This is a genomic window from Zarconia sp. (assembly GCF_057467645.1).
The window spans coordinates 1-12800 of the sequence record NZ_JBRJXU010000006.1; the positions used below are offsets into that span (position 1 = coordinate 1).

The 12800-nt window shown below is 52.4% G+C and carries 7 protein-coding genes; 5 read left to right on the forward strand and 2 right to left on the reverse strand.

The window, feature by feature from the left end; all coding sequences use genetic code 11:
* The coding region (locus AC2215_RS00325) for a tetratricopeptide repeat protein (RefSeq protein ID WP_486807948.1) at positions 1–2430 on the reverse strand (2430 nt) is incomplete at its 3' end.
* 505 nt (positions 2431–2935) lie between these two features.
* On the opposite strand from AC2215_RS00325, the gene AC2215_RS00330 reads away from it, so the two are divergent.
* The 5 genes from AC2215_RS00330 to AC2215_RS00350 all read left to right on the forward strand — a co-directional run bounded on the left by AC2215_RS00330 (position 2936) and on the right by AC2215_RS00350 (position 11968).
* Positions 2936–4384, forward strand: coding sequence for a pentapeptide repeat-containing protein (locus tag AC2215_RS00330; RefSeq protein ID WP_486807949.1), 1449 nt, complete (start codon positions 2936–2938; stop codon positions 4382–4384).
* Positions 4385–4528: 144 nt separating this feature from the next.
* On the forward strand, positions 4529–4915 hold the full coding sequence (locus AC2215_RS00335; protein ID WP_486807950.1) for a four helix bundle protein: 387 nt from the start codon (positions 4529–4531) through the stop codon (positions 4913–4915).
* Between the two features lie 185 nt (positions 4916–5100).
* The gene (locus tag AC2215_RS00340) at positions 5101–6429 is read left to right on the forward strand and encodes a hypothetical protein (RefSeq protein WP_486807951.1); all 1329 of its coding nucleotides are present in this window, start codon (positions 5101–5103) and stop codon (positions 6427–6429) included.
* 312 nt (positions 6430–6741) lie between these two features.
* Complete coding sequence (locus AC2215_RS00345) at positions 6742–9048, forward strand: WD40 repeat domain-containing protein (protein WP_486807952.1); 2307 nt, start codon at positions 6742–6744, stop codon at positions 9046–9048.
* Positions 9032–11968: a COG1470 family protein gene (locus AC2215_RS00350; protein ID WP_486807953.1), complete on the forward strand. Its 2937-nt coding sequence runs from the start codon at positions 9032–9034 to the stop codon at positions 11966–11968. Before AC2215_RS00345 ends, AC2215_RS00350 begins: the two co-directional genes overlap by 17 nt.
* 85 nt (positions 11969–12053) lie before the next feature.
* Here the strand turns inward: AC2215_RS00350 and AC2215_RS00355 are convergent, their stop codons facing one another.
* Positions 12054–12782 carry a type III secretion system chaperone family protein gene (locus AC2215_RS00355; RefSeq protein WP_486807954.1) on the reverse strand — a complete coding sequence of 243 codons (729 nt, stop codon included), beginning with the start codon at positions 12780–12782 and terminating at the stop codon, positions 12054–12056.
* Between the last annotated feature and the right edge of the window lie 18 nt (positions 12783–12800).

A 12800-nucleotide genomic window follows, 5' to 3' on the forward strand; every position in this document is an offset into this window, starting at 1 on the left:
ATCGGGATCGAGTTCTAGGGCCCGATCGAAAAGATTCAATGCCGTTTGATACAGTTCTCGGGCTTGATTTCCATCGGATGCCTCACGTGCTTGCCGGCGAATTTCTTCTCCCCAATCGGCGATCGTCTTCACTTGTCCGGCCACAATGCGATCGGCGAGTTCTCCATTCTCTTGGCCGATTCTCCCTTGGGCGCGATCGAAGGCATTCAGGGCTTCGCGATACTGCCCCTGTGCCACCGAAGCCAAGGCTAAGTTATACCAAGCAGCTATAGATTCGGGATAGAGATGCGTCGCATTTTCGGCGGCGTTTCGCGCTTGGAGATAACGCCCTCGGTAGTAAAACACGGCACTTTGATTGACCCAAATATTGGCGCAATAGCGATCGGGAATCGCGTAAAACGCCCCACCCCCATCGATCGGATTCGTCGCCTTTTCGGTCTTGGTTTGGCCACCCTTGAGCAACCACGCACAAGCTTCAGAATACACCTGAGGAGAGCGATCGGAATGCTCCTGAAGAGAGCGATCGGAATACTCCTGAAGAGAGCGATCGGAATGCACCTGGGGAGAGCGATAAATCCCGTAAGTTTTCAAGGCGAAATCATAGGCTTCGATCGCCCGGGGATAGTCCTCCAACTCCTGGAGAATTCTGCCGTAGTTAAACCAAGCCGAAGACGCATTGCAGCTGATTTCGAGTGCCCCTTGTTCGTCAACCGCAGACTCGATGGCGACGCTTTCGGGACTCAGGGCCCCAATCGCCCACCGTCGGGCTTCCAGGTTGCGTCCGAGATGCCACAAAATCGCCGCCTTGTTATTGAGGGCGTTGCGATATCCATCCCAAGACCCATCAAAATCTCGCTGGGAAATCGCTGCTAAATCCAGTTTGTGGCAACGTCCGATCGGGTCTTGACTGAGTAGGATGGCCGCCGTGCGATCGGGAACATCGTACAGCGCCAGGGCCCGTTCCACCGAAGCCAGTGCCCCTTCGTAGTCTGCCAATCCCACCAGTGCCGCCGCCCGTTGGTTCCACACCCGCGCCACCGCCTCGCCATCCCAGCGGTTATCCCCATCCAGAGCGCCCTCGCAAGCCTCCAGGGCTTCCTGATGCTTTTCGATAGCATTGAGGAGTTCGCAGCGATGTACCAGGGGCAGCGACGCATCCGGCGCGATTTCCAAAGCCCGATCGAAGGAGATGAGCGCCTTCTCGTGGCGACCCAACTGCTGCAACAACCGCCCCTGCTCGGTCCAATGGGGGGCATCCAGGGGGTCGATTTCCAAGGCCTTCTCGTAGGTGGCGATCGCTGCTTCAAAATACCGCGCCTTCTCCACAAAACGGGTTTCGAGTTCCCCCAGGGCGACCCTCGCTAAAGCCAAGTTTCCCCAAGCCAGTGCCGGAGTCCGATCGCCCCAATCTCCATCGATCGAAATCGCCTCGCGACAAGTCTCGATCGCCAGTTTGTAGCGTTCTGCTGGGGTGGGTTGGGGTGGGTAGCCTGGTGGTGTGGGGGACTGTACCCATCCCAATTGGGTCAAAATCCCGCACTGCCGCGCCCGCGCCAGGGAATCGCGCGGCTCGAGGTCGATCGCCCGTTCGTAGGAACGGTTGGCTTCTATCAGGGCGTAAAAAAGCTGGTTCGACTCCCGCGTTTGCGCTTCCCCGTCTTGAGGGCGATCGGGAAATAACTCGGCGAGTTCTGCCTCGGTTTCCAAGCCATCGGTAATGCTGTCGGCTTGCTGGCGATAGCCTCGGGCCCGGAAACGCCACGCCCGCGCTGGAGTCGTGCGGCCCCAATTCCCGTTAGCGTCAATAGCCCGATCGCAGGCGGCAATTCCATCTTCCGTCTGCCCCAATTCCAACAGCGCCTCGCATTGGGACGTCCACACCCGAGAATCTTCCGGACGCGCTGCCAAGACGCGATTGTAGGAGGCGATCGCTTCTTCGTGACGCTCCAATCCTACCAGCGCGTTGCCCCGACTCGCCCACACGTCTATGGTTTCCCGTTTGTTCGGCTCGAGTTCGATGGCGGTTTCGCACGCCTCGAGGGCACCGGCATAGTCCCCTTGCCGTTCGAGAATGTGGCAGGCATCGACCCAGTATTCAAATCCTTCAAATTCAAACTCCCCTTTTTCATAGCAACCACCCGTTTTTTTAGGACAACCAGTGCGAGCATCTTGCTCGCGTCCTAAAATATCCTGGTCCCGTCCTAAAGCATCTTGGCGTCCTAGAGCATCTCGAGCGCGTCCTAAAGCATCTCGATCGCCCGATGTCCTAACGACTGCTGTACCGTTCAACGCATCCACTCGCCGTTCTTGGGGGGCGATGGGGGTTTTGGGAGGGGTTTTGAATGGGGTGGAGGATAGGGCTTTTCCCGGCAGCACGATCGCCCCCATCATTGCGACGATCGAACCCCACCACTGCCATTTTCGTTGCATTAATTTCTTCCTTCTCGGATTTCAATAGACACCTGGTAGAAATCAAAATAAGATACCAGTTTTTAGAGAACGATCGAGTGGTGATGGTCATTACTAGATTGCCATCACCAAGATTAACCCATAATTTTATGTGGGTTCCATTGAGGAATTAGATATAGACAAAGTCAAGAGATTTGAATCTCCCGATCTTTGTCAATCATTTCTAATAAATATTAATATTTGTTTGCGCTTCGCCTTAGAAAGTTTTGAATCCCGTAAAAACACAGACAAACCCGGCGATTAGCTAGAAGCTAGATGAGGATTCGATCGAAATTTGGATTAATATCTGCCATAGTATAGCGCATAATCTGACAAAATTTTTCAACTCAATGCTATTAATTCAATTTGGCAAGATCGTGGTTCAAAATCGATCGTTCGAACTTGTCAGACGCCAAAAAGCTTTCTAAAATAACTGGCAAAACCGACCGGGATCGGCCCTCAATCTTTCCGTACGGATTTAACGAAGATGAAACGTTCCACATCCGCCCAAACGATCGCCCGAATGGGTTCTATTATTGGGGCGATCGCTGCCCTTCTTTTCGGATCGATCGCCTCGGTTCGGGCTTTTCAATTTGAAGAATTATTGCAACGGCGAGAGTGCAGCGATTGCAACTTAGACGGGGAAAACCTGCGAGAGCAATTTCTGCGGGATGTGGATTTGCGGGATGCCAACTTGCAAGATACCGACTTGCGGGATGCGGATTTGCGGGGGGCGGATTTAAGTCGCGCCGACTTGCGAAACGTAGATTTGCGGCGTGCGGATTTGCGGGATGTGGATTTACGGGGGGCGGACTTGCGGGGGGCAGATTTGCGGGGAACCCTGATCGAGCGATCGCAACTCTCTCGCAAATGGCTTCAGGTATGGCAAATTGCTAACGATCGCATCCAAGCCGGGACGGATCTCTCCGGAACGGATCTCTCCGGTGCGTACCTCGTCGAAGCCCAACTCGGCCGCACGATTCTCAACGAAGCCAACCTGCAAGAAGCCAACCTCAAAAACAGTAACCTGTATGCCGTCGAACTCAACCGTGCCGATTTGCAAGAAGCCAACCTATTTCTGGCCAACTTGCAAGAGGCGCAACTGCAAGCGGCTCACCTGATGAAAGCGAGTCTCAACGAAGCCAACTTCAGCAACGCCGACTTGCGCGGGGCGAACCTGAACCAGGCAAACCTCAGCGGTGCGGATTTGAGATGGGCCGATCTGAGTTGCCCCAAATCGGACGAGGAAACCCTCCCTTGCACCCGGTTGGAAAAAGCCAATTTGATGGGAGCGAACCTGCAAAATGCCAATGTCAGTGGTGCTCTGCTCAAGGAAGCGAACCTGGAAGGGGCAGATTTGAGATGGGCCAATCTCAATGGGGCCGACCTCCAAGACATCGATTTGAGTCGCGTCAACCTCGATGGGGCTTCTTTGAGGAGGGCGAATTTACCCGAAGCCGACTTGACCTTTATTTTTGCGGATGAGTTGGATTTGAGCCAAGCCAACTTAGAGAAGGCGAATTTCACCGGTGTCAACTGGGGGGGTTTGGGTATGGAGTTAGCGGGGGCATACTTAGAAGGGGCGAATCTACGAGAGGCGAATGTGAGCGAGAATAACTTGGCCGGGGCGATTTTGGCAGAGGCGGATCTAGAAAATGCCATATTAATTGGCACTCAGTTACAAGGGGCATCCTTGGAAGAAGCCAACCTGCGGGGAGCCAATTTGACTGGGGCATCTTTAGACGATGCCTCTTTACAGGGGGCGGATTTGCGGGAGGCAGATTTGACCGGGGCCTCTTTAAATGGAGCCTTCCTGCAAGGGGCGGATTTGCGGGAGGCGAACCTGACAGATGTAGACTTGGCTGGGGTGAGTTTGAGGGGGGTGAAGCTTTGCGGGGCGATTTTCTCAGCGGGAAATCCGTATGCCGATTGTTAGGGGAGAGGGGGACAAGGGGACAAGGAGACAAGGAGACAAGGGGACAAGGGGACAAGGGGACAAGGAGACAAGGAGACAAGGGGACAAGGGGAGACAAGGAGACAAGGGGACAAGGGGAGACAAGGAGACAAGGGGAGAGAGGTCATGAGTAAAGAATCTATCAAAAGTCATGAAGATTTAGTGGTTTATCAAACCGCTTTTGACGCTGCCATGACAATCTTTGGACTCTCAAAGAAATTTCCCGTTGAAGAACGCTATTCTTTGACCGACCAAATCCGAAGGTCTTCCCGTTCGGTCTGTGCCAACTTAGCAGAAGCGTGGCGAAAAAGAAGGTATGAAGGGGCTTTTATTGCCAAATTGAGCGATAGTGAAGCCGAGGCAGCAGAAACTCAAGTGTGGATTAAATTTGCGGTCAAATGTCAATATTTAAATACAGAACAAGGAAGAGAACTCTACAGTCTCTACAATCGAGTTCTTCGTGGATTAGTCAATATGATTAATAATCCTCATCTTTGGGTCATCGGTAAGTAGAGAAATTCTCTCCTTGTCTCCCTCTCCCCTTGTCCCCTTGTCTCCTTGTCTCCTTGTCTCCTTGTCTCCTTGTCTCCCTCTCCCCTTGTCTCCTTGTCTCCCTCTCCCCTTGTCTCCTTGTCTCCCCTTCCCCTTGTCTTGCAAGTTTCGAGATTGCTGTTTCTATCCTGAATATTGAATCGCTGATGGTCAAACCCGAATTTTCCCTACCCAATCCCCAAAATCCCCTGCAAATCTTGGATGTTTACGATGGATTGACCATCAATGCCGAGTGTTGGCAGCGGGAACGGGAATACCAGCAGCAACGGCAAAACCTCCACTATCGATCGCTCAATCAACCGGGCATCGTGTGCGGATTGGGAGTCCGGGTGATGACACCCACTCAGGTGAATCAATTTCCCATCGATAACTCCTACAAAGACGGACGCTGGGTGGAAGTGCAACCGGGTATCGCCATCGATGTTACCGGCAATCCGATCGTGGTGAACCAACCCATGAGCTATCGAATTCAAAACCCTACAGATCGTTCCGGTCAAAATCAGATCGAGGTTTACTTATATGTGAGCTATCGCAAACCGAACGCCCTTCAAAATGAAAAGACCGGTGAAATTCTCCGCAATTCCAATCGCCTGCTGAGTGAAAGTTTTGCCATCGCCCAACAAACTCAAGCGTTGGAGGAGGGGCAAATCGAGCTGTGTCGGATTTCTTTGGATTTACGAGAATCCCAGCTGCGTCCCCCCCAGCAGGTGTTTGCCCCGCAAGAGAACGAATTGAATTTTCTCTATCGCCGTCAGACCACATGGCGATCGGATCGACGGGTGAAAGGGGGATTGCTGGTGCCACCGGATGTGCGCTCGATGAAAGATTTAGATTTCGACGATGGGCAAACGCGGGACAATTTGGCGTATCTGATGAAAGCCGTCGAACCGTTATACCCGCGCATGCAGGGGGTGGAGGAAATCGATCTGGTGCAGGTGACTCGTTCCCAGTCACAGCTTGAATTTGCCATCGGACTGGAGGGGGGACAAGAGTTGGGGGCGGATGCGCTTTGCGAGGGTTACAACTTTTTGTATATTGGTCGTGCTCACGAGCATCGATATTTGAAACAAGAGGAAGTTCAATTATTGCGATCGTACCTCCAAGCTGGAGGAATGCTTCTGATGGAAGTTGGCAGTTTATCTGCGGCTGCGATCGATAACTTAAAACAGTTAAAACAGCTCGGTTCGAGTCAATGGGGAGAAGTAAATGGATCGGAAACCTCTGTGGATTTGATTCTCGAACGACCGTTTCTATTTCCCAGTTTGCCGCAGTTGAAACCCGATCGCCCTCCCATCGAGTTTCGTCAATTTGGGAATGTTCTCGTCATTATCGGCGAACTTTCTTCAGCCTGGGGTGGGGAAAACGATTTGCCTCGATCGGAAATTCGGACGGCTCACGAATTGGGCATCAATGTTCTTGATTACGCCCGCCGGCATTGGGAACAACATCGCTGCTATCAATGGACAAATCCCTAAAGCCTTTATCTACATATCGAGTTGTTTTCAAAGAGAGAAAATGTCGTTATATAAAGTTCGGATAATCACTGACAATTCAGCGCCACCCGATCCATGTCTTCTTTATAGCAGTCGCCAATTTAGTTAGGACAACACCAGACAATTGTGCAATCTTACTGAAGTCTTTCCCCCCCCTGCTCCCGAAGCCCCCCTTGCCCCCCAAGCCCACCTTCATGAGTGTCCTAATTGCTCTGGCAACAGCTATAGATCTCTCCCGATGCCCCCGATTCTCACCACCACGGTCATTGTAAGTCTTCAACCGAACTTGATATTATGTCTGGAATTAGATTGAAAATCGATCGAGAGCTGATTAAACATCCAGATAGTCACCATCCCACCAGTCAGTTTCAAGTTTGGGCCACGAATATCACTCAAGACTGGGTGATGATGCAAATTAAAGTCTATGCCAAGGGCTATCCCCAAAGTGACGACTGGTATAGCGTACATCCACGGGTTTCGGCGAAGGAACCACCGGGTAATACCATTCACTTTACCGTCAACGTTATCGAACCCCCTATTCTGGGCATTCAAGGGGAGATTCCCCTGGTGGTTGAAGTCTTTTCCGTTGAAAATAAACATATTGTCGCTCGGCAAGATGTCACCTTAAGTGTGACGGACTCTCAATCTTATATCGAATTATTTTTTGAAGGAAATCCGATTGTTTTTGCCGGTCAAAAAAATATCGTCCCCGTGCGAGTCTTTAACCTCAGTTCTAAACCCCTAGATGTTAAGCTCGAGTGTCAAAAAGGTAAAAATACCCCAAAAAGTTGGAAGATTTATTGGGAGAACTCGAACATTAAGCTGTTGGGAAAAGATAACACGATCGAAAACTTATGTGTTGCCTTTCCCGATTCCGAACTCACCCCGGCGGGATGTTCTGAGGACTATCAATGCCAGTTGATTGCTCAACCGAAAATCGGAAAACCCGTTTCCGAAACCTGCCAGTTTTCTGTAGCTCCCCAAGGTCAAATCGAGTTTAAATCGCCCGATAAAGAAAAAACAATTCGGGAAAACGTCAAGAGCGAAAACGATCGATACATTTTTGAATACCCCCTCGAACTTACCAATCGGGCGAATGATTCCCAAGAAATCGAACTCAGTCTCGAAAATGAAGGTGACCGATCGGATGTCGAGGAGTTTGAATTTGACCCCAACCCGATTTTTCTCGAGCGCGGTGAATCTAAAACCGTGCGCGCCACTGCCAAAGTCAAGAAAAATCAACAGGGCTGGTTGATTCCCAAAATCCTCGAATTTGAAGTATTTGCCCAGTTAAAATCGCCGCCCTCCCAGATTAGTCTCAATCGCAACTCGATCGTTCTCATCCTCAACCTGGGGTCGAAATGGCGGCTGTTTCTCTTGCTGCTGTTATTTGGGCTATTGGCTGTTCCTTTGTATCAATATTTCTTTCCCAAAAGACACCGCGATACCGTCAATTCTGTGAGTATTATCGATAGCGGTTCTCGGGTTCTGAGCGGTTCTAGCGATCGAGAAATTTGGCAGTGGCACGTTAATTCCACCCCAGAACGATTCCTCAATCCCAACGCCCTGGGTTACCGAAGCCAAGTCGCTTCGAAAAAACAAACGGCATCGGCAGTGCGGGTGATTCGCGAACGGGCAACCAGCGGGGCGCGGGAGGTGGTGGTGGCCGCCGGGTTGGCAAATGGCAACATTCAACTGTGGAATCTGGCCGGACTCGAAAAAGAATCGCAGTGGTCTCTCAATGCCTCCGACAGCGTCTTCGATTTGCAGTTCCTGCAAGATGCGGACTATCTCTTGAGCGCTCACGGCAGCGGCTTCGTGCGCCAGTGGAAATTAGACCCCACCCAGAGGAACAACACCCAACCTCAGAAGCAAATCTACCTCGAAGGGATTGCCGTTTACGCCCTGGGCATCACCCAGAACCCGCAAGGAAACACCCTCGTGGCGATGGGAGGACAGTTTAATACCCTCGCCTTTTGGGACTGGGAAAACGATCGCGTGTATACCCTCGACCCCGAGTATTTGCAGGAGGTGCAGAGAAATCGCAGCCAGAGCGATTTCTTGCCGATTTTTGGCAGTCGCGACTACATCACCAGCATTGCCGCCAACGACGAGCATTTAGTCACCGCAGATACTCAAGGCTATATCAAAGTTTGGGATATGGCGGTTTTGCGCCAATGCATGCGGGAGAACGCCAAGCCGTTTCGATCGGTCAAATTTTCGGAAGATTCCAAGGTGACGAGTCCGGAATATCGCTATCGAAAAACCGAGTTTTCCTGTACTGACGAGGCGCTAGAATGGCAAACCCCCGAACCCGATCTTCCGGTGCGTTCTGTAGCGATCGCCTCCCATCCCCAAAACCGCCAATGTTTCTATCTTGCCAGCACTGGAGATGACGGGCGGGTGATGCTGCGAGCGTTTTCCCAGACCGCCGACACCCCCAAGGAACAGACCGTCGCCCGGTTTGGCGATACCCGCCTCAACACCGTCGATTTAATCCTCAACCCCGAGAAAAACGAAGCGTTAATTGCCAGTGACGGCGACGGAAATCGCGTTCGACTGCACTATCACCCCCTTCCATCCCATGCAGACTGCCAGTAAACTTATCGATGCCACCGTCACCGCCTCCGGGGGAACCCAGCGCAGCGATCGACTCGATGTCACCGTGACGATTTCCAATCGGGGCAAGAAAAATACTCCGGTGTCCGTCTGGGTGGAACCTCGACCTAACGATCCCGACTCGCAAAACCTGCTGAGTTGGTGGGAACGCGACCCCAACTCCATCCTCTCGGTGCTCGTTGATGTAGAGCGCAATGGCAAGAATACCGCCGAACTGTCCTTGCGGATTCCCGATCGCGCGAAGTCGATTCTCTACCACTACGACATTTGGATTAGCGCCCACGAATATCCGGAACTGAAATTCTTACGCCTGGAACAACAACTCCAGGTCGTTCCCCCCTCCGACAAAGATTTCAAACCGAAATTTTCGATCGTCGAACCGGTTATGACCCGGCAGCAGCCGTACCCGATCGTGCCGGGGGAGTCGGTGACGGTGGCGATCCGAGTGGAAAATCGCTCGGGCATCGTCGATCGGTTTCGCCTCGAATGCGATCTCGACCCGACTTGGTACCGGGTGGTGGGTTCCGAAGGCGGACCGGTTTTGCTGCTCAACCCCAACATCAACCACATCGGCGATCTCTCGTTGGTGTTGACACCGCCCAAAACAGCCCTGGCCGGACTCTACAGCCCCACCATCCGCCTGTTTTCTACCGTGGGCGATCGCAGTTCCCATCGGGGGGCGCAAATCGATATTCTCTATTTTCAGATTCTGCCCCAGGGGGATCCCCAACTCTCTCTCGAACCTGTCGAACGCCATCGGCCGGGTCATCTTCCGACCATCTCGGCTTTGGGTCTGTGGCGGCAAACCTGCCAATTTCGGGCGGCGATCGTCAATCAAGCCAATAACCGCCGCAATCCGAATCTCGAGGTCTACCCGCTTCCCAACGCTGCTCTCGACGTGCGCTTGACTCGCACCGGAGACAACCCCACCACCCTCGACCTCCAACCCTGGGAACGGTGGGAAGAACCCATCGAGGTGCGGTTGCGACGCTGGAGACCCCCCCTGCGGCGTAAGGATAAAACCCTGGCTTTTGAGGTGGCCCTGACGGACCCCACTCGCGAGCAACCGGAGTTGCAAACCCTGCAAGGAGAGGTGGTATGGCGGCGCACTCCCTGGTGGGTGTGGTGGTTGCTGCTTTTGGGGGTGTTGGGTGCGGTTGGATGGCTGTTGTGGGTGTGCTACGTTCTCCCCCCCGCACCGAAAATTGAGACCTTTAAAGCCAATCGCGCGGATGGTGACGATATCCTCCAATCTGCGGTATTTCTCAACTTTACCGTTGAGAATTTCACCGTTAAGGACAAGGGTAAGATTCGGGAGAATTTAGACAGCGTCATGCTGACCTATCTCGATGCGGCCGGACAGCGGACATCCAATCGATTCGATCGCCAAACCATCGCCGGTTCCGATCCTTTGTCGGCGAACGAGATTCAGATGATACCCAGTGCGGAAGAGCAATCGGAGGAATCGCAAAAAAATTCGTTCAAACTCTCCCAATGCAGTCTGATGCCAGATTCTTCCGATCGCTTAAACTGCCAGTTCCGGGTGGAAAACCTACCCCCCGCCAACGACTACGCCTTCGAGTTGCAAGTTTTTCCTGCCCCCGCCGAAACTCAATTTGGGATTCGCAAGCGCGATGCCACCCAACCCAGCGATACGAAACTGACGGAATCGGTTCCCCTGCTGCCGATTCCCCCCCTGGAAATTCACAACCTCAAATCGAGGGCGATCGCCAACCCGCGAAATGTCCGCAAACAAATCGTGCTGACCTGGGAAATCCACAATATCCAAACCCTCGACAAACTTAATATCATTCAAACGGAAGCCCAAGGCCAATCGGAAATCTATACCTACCCCTACGAAGAGGGGGTATTTTTGCCCTCCGAAGATCCCACCACAGAATTAAGTTGCGACCCCATCGAGACCGATCGCTTCAGTTGTACCTGGACTCTCGATCGACAACTGGCTCCGAGTCAGTATAAATATCGCATCGAAGTCTTTTCCCGACAGAATCCCCAAGAAGCGGCCGATACTGAAGAAACCCAAAATACTCTGGTCTTCACCCCCCCGAAACTCGATCGATTTGCCGCCGTTAACCGCCCCTACACGGGTGGTGAAAACCCGATTTTGTTCGATTTTGCCATCGAGAATCCCCGGCAGGTGAAAGCGCTGGTTTTGCGGGCGATCGATGCCCGAACCGGTCGAGGACGAGAACTGCAACGCTACGATTTCCTCAGCAACGGCGATAACTTCCTCCCTCCCGCACTCCAATCCTGTCAGCTGGGGACTCGAGAAGAGACCCCCCAATTGGTCTGTCGCAATCTCCCCACCCAACCCCTGGCCATCGGCGAGTATCAATTTGAACTCGTTGCCATTTCTCGAGGGTCGGGAGGGCCGCCGATAACCCTCTCCTCCGATGCGATCGTGGTGCGACCCCCCTCGGCTGGGGAGACGGGAGGCGATCGGGCTTTGGCTCAAATCGACTTTAAAGTCAACGGTCAACCCGTGGGGGAAAATCCCACCACCTTCCTCTTTCCCCTCAACCCCAACGGCACGCCGACAATTCTCAATCTCGCCTGGGATATTAAAGGGGCCGAAAATCGCAACCTTCAGGTCTCCCTCTCGCCGGTTCTCGCCACGGCTGATGCTAAAGGTTCGCTCAAAGTGACCCTGCAAGGCACCCCCAGCCAGCAAACTTTTACCCTCCAAGTGACGAACGAGTTGGGCGAAGTGGAAACCCGCACCGCCTTGGTACAAACCTATGCCTCCACCAGTCCGGCTACACCCCTCTCACCCGAGAGCGAGCCATCGGGTACTCCCGGAACTTCTCCCTCGACGCTACCGCCCCCACCGAGCGATCCCGATAATTTACGTCCTCTGGAAGTACCGCCAATACTGGATTAACGTCTGAAAGCTGAAGAATTTTGAAGATTAATTGAATGCAATTTTGCCGTTAAAATGAGAATCGATTTAGAGAGTTTGTCGGTTATCAATTTTCAATTTTGGCGATCGCCTCTTGGGGTGAGATTTTGCCTTCTACGACGGCGATAATGCCCGGTAAATATTCATCGATCGTCGTTACATTCGTATAGACTAAGTGTTTGATTAAATTCTGGCTGAGGGTATCGCCTTCGACATCGATGCTAGTTTTGTAGCGGATTTCGCCATCGTCGAAGTCGAGTTCAAAGTTGCCGATAAGGAGACCGTAGTTGGCGCGGGTGATAAATTCGGCAGCGGCTAGGCGTTTATCTTCGGGGATTGTGACCGGACAGATGGAGTAGAAAATAAATTGCTGTTGTTCTTCTCTAGCTTTGGCGTAGCAAGTCCATTGACCATTTTCACCCTGAAAGTTCATGTACAGGATAGGCTCATTGTCGTCTTCAGCGAAGGGCCATTCTTCAGCTTCGAAGAAGTCAAGGACGGCTTTGTAAATGGTCTGGCTGCCAGCAGCATCTGGGTCGAGTTCTGCACGGGCAGTTTTTGCCCATTGTTGAAAGGTTGCTTCGATAGCGTCGATGAATTCAGCAGTGGCATCTTGGGTAATGGCTTCGAATTCAGTGTCTGCAAGTTGTTCGAGGGCTTTGGTGATTTCTTCTAGGGTCTCAGTTGAGGCGTCTTCGCTGAGTTCGTCAAAGTCGGACAGGTTTTCCTTTGCCCAGGTTTCAAGGTAGTTACGAAGAGTCTTTTGTAGTTCTTCTTCGGAGGGATAATTTTGCACAACACTTCACTTCATAGA

Excerpts from the sequence above, each read along its gene's own strand:
- AC2215_RS00340 (WP_486807951.1), top strand. The coding sequence starts at position 5,101 with ATGGTCAAACCCGAATTTTCCCTACCCAATCCCCAAAATCCCCTGCAA.
- AC2215_RS00330 (WP_486807949.1), top strand. The coding sequence starts at position 2,936 with ATGAAACGTTCCACATCCGCCCAAACGATCGCCCGAATGGGTTCTATT.
- AC2215_RS00335 (WP_486807950.1), top strand. The coding sequence starts at position 4,529 with ATGAGTAAAGAATCTATCAAAAGTCATGAAGATTTAGTGGTTTATCAA.
- AC2215_RS00345 (WP_486807952.1), top strand. The coding sequence starts at position 6,742 with ATGTCTGGAATTAGATTGAAAATCGATCGAGAGCTGATTAAACATCCA.
- AC2215_RS00350 (WP_486807953.1), top strand. The coding sequence starts at position 9,032 with ATGCAGACTGCCAGTAAACTTATCGATGCCACCGTCACCGCCTCCGGG.